The sequence below is a fragment of the Dactylosporangium sp. CA-092794 genome, from assembly GCF_050948465.1.
Lineage (GTDB): Bacteria > Actinomycetota > Actinomycetes > Mycobacteriales > Micromonosporaceae > Dactylosporangium.
The window spans coordinates 8,589,424-8,610,491 of sequence record NZ_CP192044.1 but is presented as its reverse complement, the minus strand read 5'-3'; the positions used below and the strand labels follow the sequence as shown (position 1 = coordinate 8,610,491).

The 21,068-nt window shown below is 72.3% G+C and carries 18 protein-coding genes; 10 read left to right on the top strand and 8 right to left on the bottom strand.

Annotation, left to right across the window (positions count from 1 at the left end; genetic code table 11):
- The first annotated feature begins 86 nt into the window (after nucleotides 1-86).
- Both acuR and acuI read left to right on the top strand, forming a co-directional pair.
- Nucleotides 87-746, top strand: a complete 660-nt coding sequence (acuR, locus tag ACQPXD_RS36995) for an acrylate utilization transcriptional regulator AcuR (RefSeq protein ID WP_432826352.1) — start codon at nucleotides 87-89, stop codon at nucleotides 744-746.
- Nucleotides 746-1,729: an acrylyl-CoA reductase (NADPH) gene (gene acuI, locus ACQPXD_RS36990; RefSeq protein WP_432826350.1), complete on the top strand. Its 984-nt coding sequence runs from the start codon at nucleotides 746-748 to the stop codon at nucleotides 1,727-1,729. Before acuR ends, acuI begins: the two co-directional genes overlap by 1 nt.
- A 192-nt stretch (nucleotides 1,730-1,921) precedes the next feature.
- Here the strand turns inward: acuI and ACQPXD_RS36985 are convergent, their stop codons facing one another.
- Nucleotides 1,922-2,953 carry a cation diffusion facilitator family transporter gene (locus ACQPXD_RS36985; RefSeq protein ID WP_432826348.1) on the bottom strand — a complete coding sequence of 344 codons (1,032 nt, stop codon included), beginning with the start codon at nucleotides 2,951-2,953 and terminating at the stop codon, nucleotides 1,922-1,924.
- Nucleotides 2,954-3,006: 53 nt separating this feature from the next.
- On the opposite strand from ACQPXD_RS36985, the gene ACQPXD_RS36980 reads away from it, so the two are divergent.
- The gene (locus tag ACQPXD_RS36980; RefSeq protein ID WP_432826346.1) at nucleotides 3,007-3,363 is read left to right on the top strand and encodes an ArsR/SmtB family transcription factor; all 357 of its coding nucleotides are present in this window, start codon (nucleotides 3,007-3,009) and stop codon (nucleotides 3,361-3,363) included.
- Nucleotides 3,364-3,414: 51 nt separating this feature from the next.
- Here the strand turns inward: ACQPXD_RS36980 and ACQPXD_RS36975 are convergent, their stop codons facing one another.
- The gene (locus ACQPXD_RS36975; RefSeq protein WP_432826344.1) at nucleotides 3,415-4,173 is read right to left on the bottom strand and encodes an SDR family NAD(P)-dependent oxidoreductase; all 759 of its coding nucleotides are present in this window, start codon (nucleotides 4,171-4,173) and stop codon (nucleotides 3,415-3,417) included.
- A gap of 120 nt (nucleotides 4,174-4,293) precedes the next feature.
- Here ACQPXD_RS36975 and ACQPXD_RS36970 point away from each other — a divergent pair, with 120 nt between their 5' ends.
- From ACQPXD_RS36970 to ACQPXD_RS36940, 7 genes are all read left to right on the top strand, one after another.
- Nucleotides 4,294-4,935, top strand: a complete 642-nt coding sequence (locus ACQPXD_RS36970; RefSeq protein WP_432826342.1) for a TetR/AcrR family transcriptional regulator — start codon at nucleotides 4,294-4,296, stop codon at nucleotides 4,933-4,935.
- A 233-nt stretch (nucleotides 4,936-5,168) separates the two neighbouring features.
- Nucleotides 5,169-6,653 carry an oligosaccharide flippase family protein gene (locus ACQPXD_RS36965; RefSeq protein WP_432844088.1) on the top strand — a complete coding sequence of 495 codons (1,485 nt, stop codon included), beginning with the start codon at nucleotides 5,169-5,171 and terminating at the stop codon, nucleotides 6,651-6,653.
- Complete coding sequence (locus tag ACQPXD_RS36960) at nucleotides 6,650-8,035, top strand: carbohydrate-binding domain-containing protein (protein WP_432826340.1); 1,386 nt, start codon at nucleotides 6,650-6,652, stop codon at nucleotides 8,033-8,035. The genes ACQPXD_RS36965 and ACQPXD_RS36960 overlap by 4 nt, the downstream gene beginning before the upstream one ends.
- A gap of 234 nt (nucleotides 8,036-8,269) precedes the next feature.
- Nucleotides 8,270-9,142: a glycosyltransferase gene (locus tag ACQPXD_RS36955; RefSeq protein WP_432826338.1), complete on the top strand. Its 873-nt coding sequence runs from the start codon at nucleotides 8,270-8,272 to the stop codon at nucleotides 9,140-9,142.
- A 37-nt stretch (nucleotides 9,143-9,179) separates the two neighbouring features.
- Entirely contained in the window at nucleotides 9,180-10,571 is a 1,392-nt protein-coding gene (locus ACQPXD_RS36950; RefSeq protein ID WP_432826336.1) for a glycosyltransferase family 4 protein, read from the top strand.
- Nucleotides 10,568-12,127: a glycosyltransferase family 39 protein gene (locus ACQPXD_RS36945; RefSeq protein WP_432826334.1), complete on the top strand. Its 1,560-nt coding sequence runs from the start codon at nucleotides 10,568-10,570 to the stop codon at nucleotides 12,125-12,127. The genes ACQPXD_RS36950 and ACQPXD_RS36945 overlap by 4 nt, the downstream gene beginning before the upstream one ends.
- Nucleotides 12,124-13,845 carry a glycosyltransferase family 2 protein gene (locus ACQPXD_RS36940; protein WP_432826332.1) on the top strand — a complete coding sequence of 574 codons (1,722 nt, stop codon included), beginning with the start codon at nucleotides 12,124-12,126 and terminating at the stop codon, nucleotides 13,843-13,845. Before ACQPXD_RS36945 ends, ACQPXD_RS36940 begins: the two co-directional genes overlap by 4 nt.
- Before the next feature lie 25 nt (nucleotides 13,846-13,870).
- Here the strand turns inward: ACQPXD_RS36940 and ACQPXD_RS36935 are convergent, their stop codons facing one another.
- From ACQPXD_RS36935 to ACQPXD_RS36910, 6 genes are all read right to left on the bottom strand, one after another.
- Nucleotides 13,871-15,448 (bottom strand): amidase family protein, encoded by a 1,578-nt coding sequence (locus ACQPXD_RS36935; RefSeq protein ID WP_432826330.1) that lies wholly within the window; start codon nucleotides 15,446-15,448, stop codon nucleotides 13,871-13,873.
- Nucleotides 15,449-15,521: 73 nt separating this feature from the next.
- Nucleotides 15,522-17,075: an ABC transporter substrate-binding protein gene (locus ACQPXD_RS36930; protein ID WP_432826328.1), complete on the bottom strand. Its 1,554-nt coding sequence runs from the start codon at nucleotides 17,073-17,075 to the stop codon at nucleotides 15,522-15,524.
- A gap of 110 nt (nucleotides 17,076-17,185) precedes the next feature.
- On the bottom strand, nucleotides 17,186-18,139 hold the full coding sequence (locus ACQPXD_RS36925) for an ABC transporter ATP-binding protein (protein WP_432826326.1): 954 nt from the start codon (nucleotides 18,137-18,139) through the stop codon (nucleotides 17,186-17,188).
- Nucleotides 18,136-19,185: an ABC transporter ATP-binding protein gene (locus tag ACQPXD_RS36920; protein ID WP_432826324.1), complete on the bottom strand. Its 1,050-nt coding sequence runs from the start codon at nucleotides 19,183-19,185 to the stop codon at nucleotides 18,136-18,138. Before ACQPXD_RS36920 ends, ACQPXD_RS36925 begins: the two co-directional genes overlap by 4 nt.
- On the bottom strand, nucleotides 19,185-20,063 hold the full coding sequence (locus ACQPXD_RS36915; RefSeq protein ID WP_432826322.1) for an ABC transporter permease: 879 nt from the start codon (nucleotides 20,061-20,063) through the stop codon (nucleotides 19,185-19,187). The genes ACQPXD_RS36920 and ACQPXD_RS36915 overlap by 1 nt, the downstream gene beginning before the upstream one ends.
- Nucleotides 20,060-21,016, bottom strand: coding sequence for an ABC transporter permease (locus tag ACQPXD_RS36910; RefSeq protein WP_432826320.1), 957 nt, complete (start codon nucleotides 21,014-21,016; stop codon nucleotides 20,060-20,062). The genes ACQPXD_RS36915 and ACQPXD_RS36910 overlap by 4 nt, the downstream gene beginning before the upstream one ends.
- Nucleotides 21,017-21,068: the final 52 nt, after the last annotated feature.

Genomic DNA, 21,068 nt, shown 5'->3' with positions numbered 1-21,068 from the left:
CCGGCCTTCGAGGCCCGCTGAGGCGTTCCGCTGCTTCCGGGGGCGCGCTGTTGATATTTAGAGACGGTCGGTCTAAATTCGGCGGTATGAGTAGTGCAGTGCTTCCCGCGGTGCCTCCCGCGCGTCGCGGCCGGCCGCCGAAGATCGCCCGGGAACACGGCGACACGCGGGAGGCACTGCTGCGCTGCGGCATGGAGGTCCTGACCGCGCAGGGCATGAGCGCGACCGGCATCGACACCGTCCTGAAGCGCGTCGGCGTGCCGAAGGGGTCGTTCTACCACTACTTCGACAGCAAGGACGCGTTCGGCCTGGAGGTGCTGCAGCGCTACGCGGACTACTTCGCGCGCAAGCTCGATCGCTGGCTGCTGGAGGAGGACCAGGCGCCGTTGCAGCGCCTGGTGCGCTTCGTCGAGGACGCCAAGGCCGGGATGGCCAGGTTCGACTTCGAGCGCGGCTGCCTCGTCGGCAACCTCGGCCAGGAGATCCTGGCGCTGCCGGACACGTTCCGCACCGCGCTCGAAGACGTGCTCCGCGACTGGGAGCGGCGCCTGGCGGCCTGTCTGCGCCTGGCTGTGGAAGCCGGCGAGCTCCCCGCCGACTCCGACTGCGACGAGCTCGCCTCGTTCTTCTGGATCGGCTGGGAGGGCGCGGTCCTGCGGGCACGACTGGCTCGCGACGTCCGCCCGCTGGACGTGTTCATCACCGGCTTCCTCGCCGGTGTCCGGCTCCGATCGAAAGGGATGTGATGTTCACCGCGATCCTGGTCGACAAGGGCGACGCCGGGTATCACGCAGAACGGCGCGATCTCGATGAGGCCCAGCTCCCCGACGCAGACGTGACGGTGCGGGTGTCGTACAGCACGCTCAACTACAAGGACGCCCTGGCGATCACCGGCGAGGGTCCGGTCGTCCGCCGGTTCCCGATGGTGCCGGGGATCGACCTCGCGGGCGTCGTGGAGTCCAGCAGCAGCCCGGCCTACGCGCCCGGCGATCGGGTCCTCCTGAACGGGTGGGGCATCGGCGAGAGCCACTGGGGCGGGCTCTCCCAGCTCGCTCGGGTGAGATCCGAGTGGCTCATCCCGCTGCCGGTGGGCCTCACCGAGCGGCAGGCGATGGCGATCGGGACCGCCGGCTACACGGCGATGCTCTCGCTCATGGCGCTCGAGGCGCATGGCCTGACGCCCGCCGCCGGCGACGTCCTCGTCACCGGCGCGGGCGGCGGCGTGGGCAGCTTCGCGATCTCGCTTCTCGCGCGCAACGGCTACTCCGTCATCGCGTCGACCGGCCGACCGTCCGAGGCCGGGTACCTGACGCGCCTGGGCGCGACGACGGTCATCGACCGGGCCGAGCTGTCGGAGCCCGGCCGCCCCCTCGGCAAGGAGCGATGGGCGGGTGCCGTCGACTCCGTCGGCAGCCACACGCTCGCCAACGTCTGCGCCGGCACCCGGGCGGAAGGCGCCGTCGCAGCCTGCGGCATGGCGCAGGGCCTGGACCTTCCCGCCAGCGTCGCGCCATTCATCCTGCGGGGAGTGAGCCTGCTGGGCATCAACAGCGTCACCCAGCCCTCCACGAAGCGCGTGATCGCCTGGGACCGGCTGAGCCGCGAGCTGGACGCGGACCAGCTGACGGAGATCAGCCACGAGATCGGGCTCGGCGAGACGATCCCGGCCGCATCCGATCTCCTCGCCGGCCGGATCAGAGGCCGCATCGCGGTCGACGTGGACCGCTGATCGTGAAGCATCCGGCGGACGGCATCCGCGCCTCGCTCGGCGTGAACAAGCCGGGCACCGACGGCGACAAGCCCTCCTGGTATTGAGCCGGACGGTGACGCTCAGCGGCAGATCCTCTTTGCCCCGGTCGCCAACGACGCAGCGCGCGGACTCGGGCCGCTAGCCCGCTTCCGCCCAGGTCCGGCCGGACGCTTACCGGTGGTGGTGGGCGACCAGGTCGTGGATCTCCGTCGAGTCGGGATCGGTGTGGATCGTCGCCGCCGTGAGGCGGGGAACGGCGTGCAGCAGCCGGTGTTCGGCCTCCACGGCGATCGCGTGCGCCTCGACGACGGTGAGGGTGTGCGGGACGAGGATGTCGGTCTCGGCGTGCAGCCGGTGGCCGATCCAGCGCATCCGCAGGGCGGCGACGCCGAGCACGCCCGGCGTGCCCCGCAGCGCGCCCTCGGCCGTGCCGACGAGGTTCGGGTCGACGGCGTCCATGAGCCGCCGGTACACCTCGCGGGCGGCGTCCTTGAGCACGAACAGGATGGCCACGGTGATGAGCAGCCCGACGACCGGGTCGGCGACGGGCCACCCGAGCGCGACGCCGCCCGCGCCGGCCAGCACGGCGAGCGAGGTGAACCCGTCGGTGCGGGCGTGCAGGCCGTCGGCGACGAGCGCGGCCGAGCCGATGCGCCGCCCGACGCTGATCCGGTAGCGGGCGACGCCCTCGTTGCCGATGCACCCGATGAGCGCGGCGGCGGCGACCCAGCCCAGGTGGCTGACGCGGGCCGGATGGATGAGCCGGTCCACGGCGGCGTAGGCGGCCAGGACCGCCGACGCGGCGATGGTCGCCACGATGACGATGCCGGCGAGGTCCTCCGCGCGGCCGAAGCCGTAGGTGTAGCGGCGGGTCGCGGCCCGCCGGCCCAGCACGAACGCCACGCCGAGCGGCAGCGCGGTCAGGGCGTCGGCGAAGTTGTGCAGCGTGTCGCCCAGCAGCGCCACCGAACCGGACACCATGACGATGACGACCTGCAGTGCCGCCGTCGCCCCGAGGCCCAGCAGTGAGACCCACAGCGCCCGCATGCCCTCGCGCGAGGACTCCATGGCCGGGTCGACCTTGTCGACGGCGTCGTGCGAGTGCGGCGTCAGCAGGTGCTCGAGCCGGTGCCGCAGCCCCCGCCGGTGGTGCCCGGCGCCACCGTGGGGGTGGCCGTGGTGGTGCTCATGCTGCTGGTCCATGGGGTCTCCCCGCTGGTGGCGGTTGGCGGTTGACCCTGGCATGATATGTGCTCATGTACGCACGCGACAACGCTGCAGGTGCCAGTGACGGGCAACAGCCACCGTCGGGCGCGCAGGTCGACGCGGCGGTCACCGCCCTGCGCATGCTGGCCGACCCGACGCGGCTGCGGCTGCTGTGGGAACTGCGCGACGGCGAGCACGACGTCACCACGCTGACGGCCGCGGTCGGCGCCGCCCGTCCGGCGGTGTCGCAGCATCTGGGCAAGCTGTTGCTCGCCGGGCTGGTCAGCACGCGCCGGGACGGGCGGCGGGTGCTGTACCGCGCCCGCGGCGGTCACGTGCGGCGGCTGGTCCTCGAGGCGCTGTACGCCGCGGATCATCACCTGACCGGCGCCCCGGAGCACGACTGACCCGTCCGCGGTCGCCGTCGATCCGGCCGCCGGCTCACGCCGCACACGGCGTCAGTTCCGGTCGGGCACGGAGGCCCAGTCCGCCGACCCGGCGAGGTCGCCGCCGTCCACCACGAGGTCGGCGCCGGTGATGAACCGGGAGTCGTCGCCGGCGAGGAACAGCACGGCGCCGGCGATGTCGGACGGCAGACCGACGCGCTTGAGGGCCACGTGGGCGGTGCCGAAGTTGGCGCCCGCGGTCATCGGCGTGTCGGTCTGCCCCGGGTGGACGGCGTTGACCCGGATGCCGTCCACGCCGAGTTCCAGCGCGGTCACCTTGGTCAGCCCGCGAACCGCCCACTTGCTCGTGATGTAGCCGGTCATCAGCGGGTACGCGCGGAACCCGCCGGCCGAGCCGATGTTGATGATCGAGCCGCCGCCGGCCCGCCGCAGGGCCGGGACCACGGCGGTGATGCCCAGGAACAGCCCCGTCACGTTCACGTCGAGCGCGCGCCGGAACGCGTCCTCGCCGTACTCGGCGAACGGCGCCACGGGAGCGATGCCGGCGCTGTTCACCAGCACGTCGACCCGCCCGTAGGCGTCCTCCGCGCCGGCCACGACCCGCGCCCAGGCCGCCGCGTCGCGGACGTCCAGCGGCGCGAACCGCGCCCGGTCGCCCAGCTCGGCGGCGACCTGCTCGCCCTCGGCCTCCCGCACGTCCGCGATCACCACGGACGCGCCCGCGGCGTGCAGCGCCCGCGCCGATCCCGCGCCGATGCCCTGCGCCCCGCCGGTGACGATCGCCGTGCGCCCGGCCAGGTTCCCTGCCATCTCGTGCCTCCTTCGTGCGTGGTTGGTGTTCCTGCTCGGACGGTACGACTCTCATTGAATGGCGTTCAATGAGATTGCTATCACTGAACGGCGTTCAACGACGTGTGCGAGACTGCACGGATGACCGCACCGCTCACCCGGCGACAGGCGGCCGCCGAGCAGACCCGCCGGCGACTGCTGGCCGCGGCGATCGAGCAGTTCTCCCGCCGCCCCTACACGGAGGTGACCGTCGGCGACATCGCCCGCGACGCCGGCGTGTCCCAGGGGCTGCTCGCCCATCACTTCACGAACAAGCACGGCGCCTACGTGGCCGCGCTGCACGAGGCCCGCCGCAACCTCGGCACCCTGCCGGCCACCGGGCCCGACCTGCCGCCCCCGGTCCGCCTCCGCCGTTACTGGGAAGGCCACTTCGCCTACCTGGCCGCCCACCCGGACCTGGCGCTGAACCTGATCCTGTCGCACGCCGGCCCGCCCGAGGCCGCCGCGGAGTTCGAGGCCGCGCGCCGGGAGGGCAGCCGCGACATCGGCGCGCTGCTCGGGCTGGACCCGGACGACCCCGCCGTCACGATGGCGATGCGGGCCTTCGGCGACGGCATCGACCGGCTCACCGCCGACTGGCTGCGGGCGGGACAGCCGTTCACCGTGCCGGCCCTCGTCGAGGCGGGCATCCAGCTCCTGGCCGGAGCGCTCCGCGGGCTGCCCCTGATCGACCCCGCCATCCGGGTCGACCGCGCGCTCCGGCTCCTCCGCGCCGGCCACTGACCCGGCGGCGCCGGCAGGGCCCGCACCGCCGCCGGACCGGGTCCGGGCGGCAGGACGCCGCCTGTTCGACGGGTGGGTCGCGGTTCGCCGGATTCTCACCTCCGCGTGGAGGTTTGCGTCATGTGGGCGTCGGGCAGGTGGCGGTCCGCCGCACGGGGGCGCCCCCCGCGCCACCGGGCACGGCCACCAGGCGAGACCCGATCATCCGAACCGCAACGAGGTGCTTGAGCAGCGTGCTTAGTCTTTCCCGGCAACGCTCGGCCGCGGCCGGCGGCGTTGTTCTCGTGCTGCGGTTCGGCGTCGGCTCCGTGCTCAACTACAGCCTCGGCGTCGTCCTGGCCTGGATGCTGACGCCGTCGCAGTTCGGCTCCATCAGCGTGCTGCAGAACCTGCTGTTTCTCTGCTCGGCGCTGCTGTCGGCCGGTTACCCCTGGGCGCTCGCGGGCGTCATCGCGCGGGCGGACGCCCGGGCCGATGTCGACGCGGTGTACCGGGCCGCCCTGGTCGGCAACGTCGGCGTCGGCGTCGTGCTCACACTGGCCTTCGTCGGCGCTCAGCTCACCCGCGGCGTGGTGCCCGGCGCGTCCGGCGCGGCGGTCGCGCTGATGGCGGCGACCATCGTCATGACGTCGGCGAGCACGATCTTGCAGGGGGCGTTGAACGGAGAGCGGCGCTTCGACGGCCTGAGCTTCCTGCAGACGGCGGACATCGGTGTCAAGGTCGCGCTGAGCGTGATGCTCGTGAGCCTGGTGCAGCTGCGGGTCGGCGGAGTGGCCGCCGGCTTCCTGGGCGGCGCCGTGACGGCGACGGCCGTCGGTGCCTGGGCCCTGCGGGACCGGCTGCCCGGGCGCGGCCCGATGGCCTGGCGCGCCACCACCACCCGGGCACTCCCGATGACCGTCGCCACCTCCGCGGTCAGCCTGATCCTGACGACCGATGTCATCGCGCTGAGCCTCCTCGGCCAGGGGCACGGCGTGAGCGCGGTCGACGTGGCGGTCTACCAGGCGGCGGCGGTCCTCGCGCGAGCGCCCTACTTCGTGGCCGAGGCCCTCGGCAGCGCCGTGTTTCCCTTCATCGCGAGGGCGGAGACCGCGGCCGCGGTGCGATCCTGGTTCCTGGCCGCCTATCGATGGGTGCCGCTCGCGCTGGTGCCCCTGCAGTTGATCCTGCTGGTCACCCCCGAGACCGCGCTGGCGTTGTTCTTCCCCGCGCCGTACGAGCGGGGCGCCGGCATCCTGCGCCTCCTCGCCGTCGGCAGCCTTGGACTGCTGACCGCCGACATGCTGCTCAAGACGCTGTACGCGCGTGGTCTCACGGCGCCGCTGGCCCGGCGGCTCCCGATCGCGCTGCTGGTCGAGGTGGTCGCCCTCGTCGTCGCCGTGCCCCGGTGGGGAACGACGGGGGCCGCCGCCGCCTTCGCCGCGGGGAGCTGGGCCGGGGCGGCGCTGCTCGGCCACCTGTTCATCAGCCGGTACGGCGCGCCCTGGCCGAGCCGGAGCATTGCCATGCGCTACCCGCTGGCCCTGGTGCCACTGGCCGCGCTGCTCCCCGCGGCCGACGTCGTGCCGGAACTGCCCGCCTTGGCGGTGATCGCGGTCGGCCTCGCCCTCTATGCGGTCACCGCCGTGCGGGTCCGGCTGTTGCGGGACGAGGATGTGACGCGCATCAGGACATTCCTGCGGCGGCTGCGACCGAAGCGACGGGCGGCCCGGGCATGAGCCGGCGGGCCGTGGTGTTGCAGTGGGTCGCGTGGGCGTGCGTCGCGGTCATGGTGCTGGGCTACGGCCTGTTCATGCACGGCTCGCGGGCCCGGCCCACCGCCGTGGATCTCGAGGCGGAGTCGATGCGGGTGACGTCCGGGGCGGCCGGCACCTACCGCGATCCTGCCGCCTCCGGCGGATCGGCCCTGCAGATGTGGACGGCCGCGACCGCGAGCACGCAACTCACCGCGCCCGCGGCGACCCGGCTCGTCGTGCGCGCCCGTGGAGACCAGTGCTCGGGGGCTCCGGTCATGCGGGTGCAGGTGGACGGCCGGGTGGTCGAGACGGTCCAGGTGCATGCGTCGTCCTGGACGGACTACCCCGTCGCCGGATCCTGGGGAGCCGGTGCGCACACGCTGACCCTGAGCTTCGCGAACGACCTCGTCACCGAGGCGTGCGATCGCAACCTCCACATCGATCGCGCCGTCTTCGCCGCGGCGAGCCAGGGCGCGGTGCCGCAGTCGCCGTCCCGGGTGCTCTGGGGGCTGGGTCCCGGGATCAGCGACGCCGTCGAGGCCCCGCTCTACCGCGACGCCGGCGTCAACATGGTCACCACCTGGTTCAACGGTCCCGATGACCTGGAGTGGATCAGCGGCTACGCCCAGCCGCCGACGATCTCCGACCTGTACGGCTCGGGCAAGGCGGTCGAGCTGGTGGTGTGGCTCGCGGACCATCCGGACTATGCGGTGAGTGAACAGTTCCAACGCGACATCACGGCGGTCACCTCGGCGTTGAAAGGCAGCGGGCCGCACTACGGACCGCTCTACGTCGTCCTCTTCACCGAGTGGGAGACCTACTCATCCGACCCGGAGTACCCCGGGCGCCTGAAGACGGCGTACCTCAGGGCGGCCGCGGCCATCCACGCCGAATACGCCGACGCGCGGGTCGCGCTCGGCTTCGGCGGCTACGAGTGGGGCGGCGAGGGCGACCGCGACCTGGCGCCGTGGTCCGACGCGATCGCCGCGAGCGACTTCACCGCGGTGCAGCAGATGCACGCCTGCGACAACGAGCAGGACGGGCAGAACGCGCTGGTCGCCCAGATCCGCAGTTCCGTGCGGCAGCTGGGAGCCTACGGCAAACCGGTCATGATCTCCCATTTCAAGCTGTGGGGCGACCCCGCGTGCCAGGTGCAGGCGTTCGACAAGTTCAGCAAGGCGATGTTCACCGATACTTCGATGGCCGAGCTGACGAACGAAGGGCTATTTGCGTGGAATTTCATGATGGATCATTACATCGATGACCCCGGCCTGGTCCGGCAGGCATCGACAAGTCTAATCGGCAGCTACTCGGCGGCGCTTCCACCGTCGCCGCACATTCCGACGGCCGGCCTTCCCGACTGAGTGCCACGGCATTCCTGCACATGGACTATGAAATGAATTCTTCGGGGTTCTTCCGCCGCCCGATATAGCGGCTGCTACGCTCGGGACAAAGCTACTGCCCGGCGTGTTGACCGCCCGTGGGCGAGGCCGCACAGGCGGCCGGCATTCAAGGATCTTGTTTCTCTCCCGGTTGGTCGCGGCTGCACCAATCATGCGTACAACTCTTTTCGGTACACATAGGTGAGGCTTGTGAATTTGTACCTGCAGGACCGACGGAATCCGGACAATTCTGAACCTGCTCATGCGGCCGGTGGCGTCAGCGGACCGCTCATTTCCGACGTCGCCCGGCCCGCCGTGGATCTCGAGGTGATCATCCCGGCGTACAACGAAGAGGACCGCATCAGCACGACGCTGCAGGACGTGGCCCGCGAGATCGCCCGGCTGCCCTGCAGCGGCGGCATCGTGGTCGTCGACAACGGCTGCACGGATCGCACCGCGGACGTCGCCGACCGCGCCCGCGTCGTCCTGCCCGTCCGCGTGATCGGTTGCTCCCGGCGGGGCAAGGGGGCCGCCGTGCGGCGCGGGATCCTGACCTCGCGAGCCCGGTGGGTCGGATTCTGCGACGCGGACTCCTCGACGCCGGCCGAGCTGATCCCGCGCGCCGCCGAGCTCCTCTTCACCGGTCACCGCATCGTCGTCGGATCCCGCTACTGCAGCGGCGGCCGGCTCCTCGTCCGCCAGCCCCTGATCCGGCGCCTCGGCAGCCTCGGATTCCGGTCGCTGAGCCGGGGCATGGTCGGCGACCTGTCCGACACGCAATGCGGCTTCAAGTTCTTCGAAGCGGCACTCGCCCGGCAACTCTTCACGCAATCGCGCCTGTCGGGCTTCGCGTTCGACCTCGAACTGCTCGCACTCGCGCATCGGTCGAACATTCCGATCACCGAGTTGCCGGTCGACTGGACGGAGCACGGTGGCTCGACCTTGCGCCTGGTCAAGGACGGTTCCCGTGCGTATCTGGAACTGATCAGTCTGCGTCTGCTCGGCGCGGCCGCAGGCGACCCGCTGGCGCTGCGGCCCGGAATCATCGGCCAGATCCGCGAGCGCGAGCCGGTACTCGTCCGCACATGACGCGCAGCTGCTGCATTCGACATTACGGGGGAACGCGGTGACCGTTCAGCACATCGCTGTGCTCAATTGGCGGGACAGGAGCCACGCACGCGCCGGCGGAGCCGAACTTTACTGCGAACAAATAGCGCAACACCTGGTCCGGCAGGGGGCGGCGGTCACCTATCTGACGGCCCGAATACCTGGCCGGGCCGCCGTCGAAGAGCGAAACGGCTATCGCATCATCCGCATGGGCGGGACGTTCACGGTTTACCTGGCGGTGCTGGTGTGGCTGTGGCGCAACCGCAAGCATGTCGACGGCGTCGTCGATTCGCAGAATGGGATTCCGTTCTTCTCCCCGCTCGCCGTGGGGTGGCGGGTCCCGGTGGTGCTGCTGATCCATCACGTCCACCGGCGGCAGTTCGCCGAGTACTTCGGCTGGCCGATGCGGTGGATCGGCCGGTGGCTGGAGAAGAACGCCACGGGATACGTCTACGGCCGCCGCGCGATCGTGACCGTCTCGCCCTCCTCGCGGGACGCGATTCGCCGGGAACTCCGCCTCACGGGAGACGTCTTCGTCGTCCCGTGCGGGATGGACGGCCCCGACGGGCCGGACGTCGGACGGCGCGCGGCCCGGCCGCGCATCGTCTGCGTCAGCCGCCTCGTGCCGCACAAGCGCATGGACCTCCTGCTCGAAGCCGTCGCCAAGGCCAGGACGGTGTTGACCGACCTCGAGCTGTCCCTGGTCGGCGACGGCCCCGAGTTGGACAGCGTTCGCGCGCACATCAAGCGGCTCGGACTTGACGATTCCGTCCTGGTCCATGGACGCGTCACCGACGCCCAGCGATCGGCGATCCTGGGCACGGCGTGGATCACCGTCAGCGCGTCCGCCGGCGAAGGATGGGGGCTGAGCATCCTGGAGGCGGCCGCGCTGGGGGTGCCGGCCGTGGCGTTGCGGGTGCCCGGGGTCCAGGACGCGGTCCGCGACGGCCGGACCGGCGTGCTGGTCGATGACGAGTCGCAGCTCGCCGACGCGATCGTCGCCCTGATCGAGCGCCTCAGCGACGTGTCGGAGGCGAAGGCCTGGGCAGCGCGGGCCCAGGCGTGGTCCGCGCGGTTCACGTGGGACCGGACCGCCCGCCGGATCCGGCTGGTACTGGAGGCCGAAGCCACCCGGCTGGCACTGCGCGGGCCCGACCACCGCTCGGCGGGCGATGTCGTCACGGTCGTCGAGCTGACCGGCGCGGCACTGCCCAGCGCCGACGAGCTGCGGATGCGGAGCCGGCGCACCGACACCTGGTCGGTGCGCGGCGACAAGATCGTCGGACTCATCCACGGCGCCGACGAGATCGACGTGCTCACCCTGCTGCAACGCGCCGGGGTGCGGCCGGGCGACCACGTCCGCGTCAGCGTCCGGGTCGGCCGGCCGCACGACCTGCTGGAGTACGCGTGAGCAACGCCACGACCCGAGAACTGACGGCGATCGCGCACGAATCCTCCGCTCAGCGGCTCGAGCAGGCGGCGGAGCCGGTCGGCGCCGGGCGCGCGGACGAACCTCGATCACCGCGCCTGGCGGTGGCGCTGGCCGTCATCGTCGCGGTCGGAGCGCTACTGCGCTTGGTCCCGCTGCGCAGCGTCTGGCTCGACGAGGCGATCAGCATTCAGCAGGCGCGCCTGCCGTACCTCGCGATGCTGCACGACCTGAGCTCGACCGACGTCCATCCACCGCTGTGGGGCAGCGTGCTCTGGCTGGACATGCGCCTGCTGGGCGACGGCCCGCTCGCCGTGCGCGTCCCTTCGCTGATCGCCGGCATCCTCACCATTCCCTTGATGTACCTGGTCGCCCGCGAGCTCTACGACCGGCGCGCGGGCGTCGCGGCGGCACTGTTCGCCGCGGTCTCGCCCATCGCCGTCTGGTACTCCGCGGAAGCGCGGATGTATGCGTTCTACATCTTCTGGTCGCTCCTGGCCGTGCTCGGGCAGGCGCGGGCGATCCGGCGCGGGGGATGGCTGGACTGGGGCCTGTTCGCGGTCGCATCGGCCGGCCTCGTCTACACGCACTACTTCTCGCTGCTCCAGCTGTGCACGCAGCACGCGGCGTTCGCCGCCATCGTGATCCACCGCCGGCTCAAGCGGGAACCGGGGGGCCGGAGGCTGCTCGTCGGCTGGCTGTCGGCGACCGTGGTCACGCTCGCGCTGCTGCTGCCGCTGGTCCCGTACGCGGCGGAACAGGTCGGAGCCTTCGTCAACTCGGGCTCGACCGGGCCCGCCGGCGGCGCGGCTTCCGGCGGCGACGGTCACCGCTTCGTCTCCTTCTACGTAGCCCTCGCCAACCTGGTCTGGGCGACGTGGGGGTACCACTCCGACGCCGCGATGGAGCAGTTGGTCGCGCTGTGGCCGATCGGCCTGCTCGTCGTGCTGCTCCTGCTGGGCAGGGGGCGTTCCCGCTCCACGGCCCTGCTGGTGTCGCTCGTCGTCGTTCCCTTCGCGCTGGCGTACCTGCTCGGCTCGAAGCAGCGGACCTTCTTCGAGATCCGGTACTTCATCTCGGTGCTGCCGCCGCTGCTCATCCTCACCGCCCGCGCCGCGACCGGATGGCTTCGCAACGCGACCGCGAGGGCGACGGTGGTCGCCGCGGTCGCGCTGAGCATGGTGGCCGGCCTCGGGGACCAGCAACTCAACCCGTCCAACCCGCGGCTCTACGACTACAACGGCGCCTTCCGCCTGGTGAACCAGGAGGCCAGGACCGGCGACCTGATCCTGTTCGCCCCCGCCTACCTCGAGGTGCTGGTCCGCTACTACCACCCGGCCGTCACCGCCGTGCCGGTCAGCGGCGGCGTCCCACTGCCGGAACAGCACGGTGGCCGGACGTTCCTCATGGCCAGCTATCTCGACAACCCGGACAACGCGAGCCTCGTGGGCCAGGCGCTGGCCCAGCTGGCCGCCGAAGGGCGGACGGTGCAGCGGCTGGAGCACCTGGAGAACGTCACGATCTGGATTCTGCGATGACCACGACCGAGAACAGAGCCGACCGGCGAGCCGACCCGAGAACCGCCGCGCCCCGATGGCAGCCCAGACAGGCCAGCCGGCGTGAGGCGATGGCGTACCGGCTGCTCATCATGGTGAGCCTGGCCGCATCCGTCTGGTACTTCGGATGGTTGCTGCAGCCCGGCCGGGTGGGCCATCCCGTCCTGTACTGGGTGCTGGTGCTGGCCGAGACGTTCAACCTCGTGCAGGCGCTCGGGTTCTGGTGGACCTGTGCGCACAACCGGGCGGGGCCGCGGCCCAGGGTGGGCCGGACCGCGAACGTGGACGTGGACGTGCTGATCCCCGTCTACAACGAACCCGTGGAGGTCGTCGAGCCCGTGGTGGCGGCCGCGGTCCGGCTCAAAGGCGCGCGGGCGCATGTGGCGATCCTCGACGACGGCAACAACCCCGACATGCAGGCCCTCGCGAAACGGCACGGGGCGAGGTACCTGCGGCGCTGGTCCAACCGGGGCGCCAAGGCCGGCAACATCAACGACGCCCTGACCCGCACGAGCTCGCCGCTGGTGGCGGTCCTCGACTGCGACCACGTGCCCGGCCCGCGCTTCCTCGAGGCCACCGTCGGGCATTTCCGCCGGCGTGACGTCGCGTTCGTGCAGTCACCGCAGTACTACGCCAACGCGGACGACAACGAGGTGGCGCGGGCCGCCTGGTCGCAGCAGGCCCTGTTCTTCGGCAGCATCGCCAACGGCAAGGCCGGACTCGACGCGATGTTCTGCTGCGGCACCAACATCGTCTTCCGCCGCGCCGCGCTGGAGCGGGCCGGCGGTTTTCCCGAGGACACCGTCACCGAGGACTTCGAGCTCTCCGTGCGGCTGCACGCGGACGGCTGGAAGTCGGTGTACGTCCCGGAGGTGCTGGCTCAGGGACTGGGACCGGAGGACATGCCGTCCTACGTGAGCCAGCAGCTGCGCTGGTCCCGCGGATGCATCTCGGCGATTCCGCTCGTGCTGCGCTCCCGGCTGCCGCTGCGGCTGCGGCTGCAGTACCTGCTGTCCGCCTCGTACTTCCTCTACGGCTGGACCCTCCTGGTGTACATGCTGATGCCGCTGGCGCGGATCGCCTTCGGCTGGCAGCCGGTGGCGTCGGCGAGCGCGGCCGACTTCCTCCTCCACTTCGCGCCGTACTTCCTGCTCTCCATCGTCAGCGTCGCGGTGGCCGGGTTCGGCACGTACACGTTCACGGCCTTCGCGCTGGCCGCGACCAGCTTCTGGATAGGGGTCCTGTGCACGGTCCGGGCGCTGCTGCGGCGACCGGCGCGGTTCGTCGTGACGCCCAAGCGCGGCGACGTGGGGTGGCAGCCCGCCGCCGTCGCGCCGTCGCTCGTCGCCGCCGGCGTGCTCGTCGCCGTGTCCGGGTGGGGGCTGCTGCACGATCCCACGCCGGGAGTCCTCAACGCCGTTGCCTTCGCGGCCGTACACTCCGCCATCCTGCTGCGGGGCGCCGCGCCCGCGCTGCGCGTGCTGCGCCGCAGGGTCGTCGCCGCCGAACCGGCGGCCGAGCGTCCCGGCGTTCCCGCCGCGCCGCCGGTGCTCGCCGATGCCTCGACCGCGCCCGCCCAGCCGCTGCCGTCCGGCCGCGCCGCCGACGGGATCGCCAAGCCCCGCATCCCGGCGGACGGCGCGGTCCCGCGCGGCGGCGACGGTACGCCGAATGCGAGCGAGACGAACGTCAGCGCATGATCCACCCGCGCGGGTGCCGGTGGACTCAGCGGGATGCCGGCCGGACCGGTTCTACGGCGCCGACCCGGTGCTCGTACGCGGCGGCGACCCGCAGCAGCAGGTCGTCGGCGAAGTGCCGGCCGACGATCTGGAACCCCACCGGCATCCGCCCCGTCCGGGTCGTTCCGCACGGGACGGACAGCGCGGGGTGGCCGGTGTAGTTGAACGGCAGCGTGTTGCGTCCGATGCCGACCAGTTGCGTGCCGGTCTTGCCGCCGAACAGGGTGCGATCCAGCGCGTCCAGCGTGGAGGTGGCCGGTTCGAAGGGCGGCGCCGTCATCGGTGCGGTGGGCATGAGCAGGACGTCCACCGACTCGAGCGCGTCGTCGTAGGCGGCGGTGAAGGCCGGCCGGAGGTTCTGGGCCCGGGCGTAGACGGCGCCCTTGAAGCGGTGGCGGCGGTACTCGGCGACGAGGTAGTTGAGCTTCATGTTGGGCGGCAGGTAGGCGAGGTCGGCGTCGCGCATCCGGCCCAGCGCGGCGCTGATGCGCTCGGGCAGGTAGTCCCTGGTGAAGGCGCCGACCCAGTTGGTGTCCCAGAGGAACCGGGCGCCCTCCACGGTCAGCGCCGAGTAGGCGTCCGGCACGACGTCGTGCAGCGGGACCGACACCCGGCTCACCGCGGCGCCGAGCTCGCTCAGCGTGGCGACGGCGGCGTCGATGCAGGCCAGTACCTCGGGGTCGATCGGTTCGGCGAAGCCCTCGGCCAGCAGCCCGATGCGCAGCCCGGCGATGCCGGGCCGGTCCGGCAGGGTGAAGCCGGGCAGGTGCGCGCCGGCCTCGGCCTGCCGGGAGTCGTGGCCGTCCGGCCCGGCGAGGACCGCCATCGCGGCGGCCATCGGCGCGACGGTGCGGGTCAGCGGGCCGATGTGGTCGATGGTCGGCTCGGACGCGCTCACCACGCCGGTGTGCGGCACCAGCCCGAACGTCGGCTTGAGCCCGAGAATGCCGCACCAGGCGGCGGGCACCCGGATCGAACCGGCCTGGTCGCCGGCGAGGGCGATGTCGCAGTCCCCGGCGGCCACGGCCGCGGCCGCGCCGGACGAGGAGCCGCCGGCGATGTGGTCGCGCCGATGCGGGTTGTGCACCCGCAGCCCGTCGCCGAATCCGCCGAGGCCGGTCGCGGCGCTGGAGTAGTTGTCCATGTTGAGCTTGCCGACCAGCCGGGCGCCGGCGTCGAGCATCCGGGTCACCACGGTCGCGTCGAGGTCCGCGACGAGCCCGCTCATCGCGTACGCGGCGAATGTCATCGGCAGCCCGGCGACGGCGACGTGGTCCTTGACGCCGAAGCGCAGCCCGGCGAGCGATCCCTCGCCGCCGCCGATCTCGCAGCGCCACACCCACGCCTGGCCGGGATCCTCCTCGGGTGTGGGCGCGTGCCCGGGCTCCCGGGCCGGGAACCGCAGCGGCAGGCGGGCCGCGGGCAGCCGCAGGTTCATCAGCCGCTCGGCGGTCTCCAGCTCCGGCCCGAGGCGGTCGTGCAGGACGGCGAGTTCCTCGCGGGTGAGCGGGATGCCCAGCCGGGCGGCGGTCGCGGCGAGTTCATCGGGATCGGGTGTCAGCATTGTCGTTCCTCACATGACGGCGGAGCGGGGTGGGGTGCGGCGGGCCGCACCCCACCCGTGATCGGGCCAATGGTCAGGAGACCCAGGTGGTACGCAGGTCCAGGAACCACGACTTGGGGTTGACGAAGTCGTGCACCGAGGCGGACATGGCCCGCGGGTTCTCGTCGGTGAGCACCGGCAGCCAGGCGGCGTCGGTGGTGACCTGCATGTTGAGCTGCCGGAACAGCTCGGTCTGCTTGGCCTGGTCGGCCTGGGCCTGCGCCTGGGTGAACAGGTCGTCCGCCTTGGGATTGCTGTACTTGCCGACGTTGAGCTTGGACGTGCTGGTGACGACCGCCCACAGTGACGGCAGGACGAAGGTCCCCGACCAGGCCGCGACCGAGGCGCCGCCGGGCATCTTGCCGGAGTTCTGCTCGGCCGAGAGGGTGGCGAACTCCATCGGTACCAGGTCCAGGGTGATGCCGACCTTGGCCAGGTCGGACTGGATGTACTGGGCGATGGAGTTGCCGTCCATGCTGCCCGAGCCGGACGAGGGATAGGACATGGTGGCCTTGACACCGTTGGCGTAGCCGGCCTCGGCGAGCAGCTGCTTGGCCTTGTCGGGGTTGTACTTGTACTGCTCGCCGATGGCCGCGTCGAAGCCCGGGTCGGCGGCCGAGGCGACCTGGTAGGCGGCGGTCGCCGTGCCGGACATGACCTTCGTGGCCAGCGCCTCCCGGTCGACGGCGAGGTTCGCCGCCTGGCGGACCCGCACGTCGTTCCACGGCGCCTTGGTGGTGTCGAACACGCCCCGCCAGACGTTGGAGTACGCGTTCTGGCTCACGGTGAAGCCCTGGGCCTTGAGGTCGGGTATGTCGTCCGGCGCGGTGGTCTCGATGAAGTTGACCTCGCCGCTGCGCAGGGCCGCGGTGCGGGCGGTCTGGTCGGGGATGAAGCGCAGCACCAGCTTGTCGAGCTTCGCGGCGCCCTTCCAGTAGTCCGGGTTGCGCTTGAGGGTGATGCTCTGCCCCTTCACCCGCGACTCGAACATGAACGGGCCGGTGCCCACGGGCTTGTCCGAGAAGCCGGCCCCTTCCGCCTTGATCGCGGTCGGGCTGCCCATCGGCAGCAGGGCCAGGTCCTGGAGCAGGAACGCGCGGGGCTGGTGGTTCGGGGTATCGATCTCGATGGTCATCTCGTCGACCTTCTTGACCGAACCGACGCCGCCGAGGAAGAGCCCGGCGACGCCGGCCGCGCCCGCGGAGTACTGCGGGGCGCTCTTGTTGACGTACCGGTCGATGTTGAAGACCGCGGCGTCGGCGTTCCACGGCGTGCCGTCGGTGAACTTCACGCCGCTGCGCAGCTTGAACGTGTACGACGTGGCGTCGGCACTGGCCGTCCAGGACTCCGCCAGCCCGCCGATGACGCCGGGAATCTTGTCCGTGCTGGTCAGGTCGAACGCGGTCAGGCCCTCGTACAGGGACAGGCCGGCCCAGCGCATGCTCTCGCCGCCGACGCTGAAGGCGTAGGAGGTGTCGAGGTTGGGCAGGTCGGTCAGGGTCATGCCGACGGTGAGGGTCCCGCCGGAGCCCTTGGTGGTGCTGGTGTCCTCGGTCGCGCCGGAGCACGCCGAGGTCAGTAACGCCACGGCTACACTCGCCGCCAAGGCTCGTGTAAATCGTTTTTTCATGGGACCTCTCTTGGTCGGTCCGGGCTGGGGGTGGTGTGGATGCGATTTCTTGGGTACGGCCGGCGCCGCTACGCCGGTTCGCGGCCGCCGTTGTGCGCGGCCGTCACCAGCAGGCAGGCCGCCCGGTGATCGGGCGCGACCAGGACCGGCGCCGGGTCGGTCGTGGAACATGCCGCGTGGACGGCGGGGCAGCGCGCGGCGAAGGCGCAGCCGGGCGGCCGCCGCCGGGGGCTGGGCGGCTCCCCGGTCAGCACGATCCGGGTGCGGCCGCCGCCGGGCACCGCCGACAGCAGCGCCTGCGTGTAGGGGTGGCGGGCGCCGCGCCACAGGTGGCCCGCCGCGGCCTCCTCGACCACGCGGCCGAGGTACATCACCGCCACGGTGTCGGCCATGTGCTCCACCACGGCGAGGTCGTGCGAGATGAACAGCAGCGCCACGCCGACGTCGCGCTGCAGCTCGGACAGCAGGTTCAGCACCTGCGCCTGCACGCTCTTGTCCAGCGCGGACACCGGTTCGTCGCAGATGATCAGCGACGGCCGGGTGGCCAGCGCCCGGGCGATGGCCACCCGCTGCGCCTGCCCGCCGGAGATCTGGTGGGGATAGCGGGAGGCCAGCGCCGCCGGCAGCCCGACCGCGTCGAGCATCCGCGCCACCCGGTCCCGCCGGGCCGGGCCGCGCCAGCCGTGCACGAGGAGGTTGAACTCGATCGACTCGCCGATGGTCATCCGCGGGTTGAGCGAGTTGTCCGGGTGCTGCGGGACCAGTTGCACCCGCGACCGGGCCTCGCGCAACGCCCGGCCGCGCAGGGTGCGCAGGTCCCGGCCCTCGAACAGGATCTGCCCGGCGTCGGCCTCGACCAGGCGCAGGACGGACCGGGCCACGGTGGACTTTCCGCAGCCGGACTCGCCGACCAGGCCGAGCGTGCCGCCCGCCGGGACGGTGAGGCTGACCCCGTCGACCGCCCGCACACCGCTCGGGTAGGTCTTGACCAGGTCGGTCACCCGCAGGACCGGCTCGCTCATACGACCTCCCGATCGTGCGGGACGTCGACCTCGGCCGATGCGGGCACCGGCCGGGGCGGGACCGGGCAGGCCACGGCGCGGCCGGGTCCGGCCGGGAGCAGCGGTGGGCGGTGCTCGCGGCAGCCGGCGACGGCGCGGTCGCAGCGGGGGGCGTAGGCGCAGCCGGGCGGCTCCGGGTCGGTCGGTGCCGGGGGCAGCCCCGCGATCGCCGCCAGGCCGCCGCGGACGCTGTCCGGGGTGGGCTGGGCCCGCAGCAGGGCCCGCACGTAGGGGTGGCGGGGATCGCCGAGCACCTGCGCGGCCGGCCCCTCCTCCACGATCCGGCCGGCGTACATCACGCTGACCTCGCCGCCCAGGTCCATCGCCACGCCGACGTCGTGCGTGACCAGCAGCAGGCTCATGCCCGAGCGCCGCTGCAGGGTGCGGAACAGGTCGAGGATCTGCGCCTGGACCGTCATGTCCAGCGCGGTGGTCGGCTCGTCGGCGAGCAGGAGCTTCGGCCCGCAGGCCACGGCCATCGCGATCGCCGCCCGCTGGCACAGCCCGCCGGACAGCTCGTGCGGGTAGGCGCGCAGGGCGCCGGCCGGATCGGGGATGCCGGCCTGGCCGAGCAGTTCGGCGGCGCGGGCGGTCGCGGCGGGGCGCCCACGGGCGATGCCGTGCTCGCGCAGCGCCTCGCCGAGCTGCGCGCCGATGCGGCGGGTGGGATCGAAGGCGTGGCGCGGGTTCTGTGGCACGAACCCCAGCCCGCGCCCGCGCACCTCGCGCCACTGCGCGGCGCTCAGCGCGCCCAGGTCTCGGCCGTCGAAGACGCGCTCGCCGCTCACCTCGGCGCCCCCCGCGCCGTGCGCGTGTTCGTGCAGGCCGAGGATGGTGCGGATGGTCACCGACTTGCCGCTGCCGCTCTCGCCCAGGATCACCCGGGTGCCGCCGGGCGCGATCGCGAAGGACACGTCGCGCACCGGCCGGACCCGGTGCGGGCCGTGGGCGAAGGCGACCGACAGCCGCTGCAGCCGCAGCAGGTCGGGTGGTGCCGCGCCGGGCATCAGCGCACCTCCGATTCCACCGAGAGCGCGTCGCGCAGGCCGTTGCCGAGCACGGTGAAGGCGATCGAGACGGCGAAGATGGGTACCGCCGGCAGCAGCGCCAGCGCCGGCGCCCGGAAGACCAGGCCGCGCAGCTCGTTGACCATCCCGCCCCAGTCGGCCGTGGGGGGTGCCACGCCGAGGCCGAGGAAGCTCAGCCCGGCGGAGTAGACGATGGCCAGCCCGACCAGCGAGGTGCTGTAGACGATGACGGCCGGGCCGACGTTGCGCAGCACGTGCCGCAGGGCGACGGTCGGCCAGGTCGCGCCGGACGCGCGGGCGACGACGACGAACTCGCTGTGCCGCACCCGTATCGTCTCGGTCTCGGCGACGCGCGCCACCGGCGGGACGACGATCACGGTGATGGCGATGAGCACGATGAGCAGCCCGGCCCGGAACGTCGCCGCGATCACGATCGCCAGCAGCAGCGCCGGGAAGGCGAAGAAGATGTCCAGGAACCGCATGACGAGGGTGCGCAGCCAGTGCGGGCCGAGGCCGGCGACGACGCCGAGGCCGGTGCCCAGCAGGCTGCCCACCAGCACCGGCACGAGGCCGGCCGGCAGCGAGACCCGGGCGCCCCAGACCATCCGGCTGAGGATGTCGCGGCCGAGCCGGTCCGTGCCGAGCGGGTGGCCGGGCGCGCCGAGGCCGAGCAGCCGTTCGCTCACGTTGCCCGCGGTGGGGTCGGCGAGCGGCAGGATCGGCGCGAGCAGCGCCACCAGCATCACCGCGAGCAGGAAGCCGGCCGCCGCCAGCCGGCTCGGGCGCAGCCGGCGCAGCAGCCCGCCCCGGGCCGGCGCGGCGGGTTCGGCGGCGGAGGCTCGTTCGGCCGCGCTCACGTCGCGCTCCGCAGCCTCGGGTCGATCGCGGCGCTGGCCAGGTCGACCAGGATGTTGATGAGGACGAAACCGGCGGCGCCGAGCAGTACCCCACCTTCGATGACGGGATAGTCGCGGGCGCTGATCGCCTCGTAGAGGCGGGTGCCCAGGCCCGGCCAGGAGAAGATGATCTCCACGAAGAGTACGCCGCCGACCAGGTAGCCGAACTGGAGCCCGACGATGGTCAGCACCGGCGGGAGCGCGTTGCGCACGGTGTGGCGCAGCACCCGCCGGGGCCGCAGCCCGCGCGCCGTCATGGTCTGCACCCACGGCTGCGCCAGCACGTCGGCGAGCGAGACGCGGACCATGCGGGCGACGATGCCGAGCATCACCAGCGACGCGGTGAACCCGGGCAGGATCAGGTGCCGCAGTACGTCCCCGGCGCCACCGGCACCGGCGCCGGACGGACTGCTCTTTCCCGAGACCGGGAACCAGGTGAGCACCTGTGCGGCCAGCGCCACCAGGCCGAGACCCAGCACGTACTGCGGCATCGCCGAGGCGGTGGTGGCGATGCCCTCGGCGAGGTGGCGCACCCACGGGTGGCGGGTGCGGGCCCACAGCACCCCCACGCCGGCGCCGAGCAGGATGGCCACCGCCGCGGCGAAGGCGGCCAGCAGCAGCGTGTTGAGCAGCGCCGGCAGCAGCAGCCCGGCCACCGGGGTCTGCTTGGAGATCGACTGGCCGAGATCGCCGCGCAGCACGTCGCCGAGCCAGCTCAGGTACTGCAGCGGCAGCGGCCGGTCCAGCCCGAGCGCGGCGGACAGCTCCGCCTTGTCCTCGGTGGTGGCGTACGGCCCGACGAGCGAGTCCACCGGGCTGCCCGGGGCCAGCTGCAGCAGCGCGAACACGAGCAGGGAGACGCCGAGCAGGATGGGCAGGGCCAGCGCGACCCGGCGCGACAGGTAGCCGATCATCGGTCTCCCTTCCCGGAATGCCTGGTGAAGTGGTTGATATAACGTTTTTTCA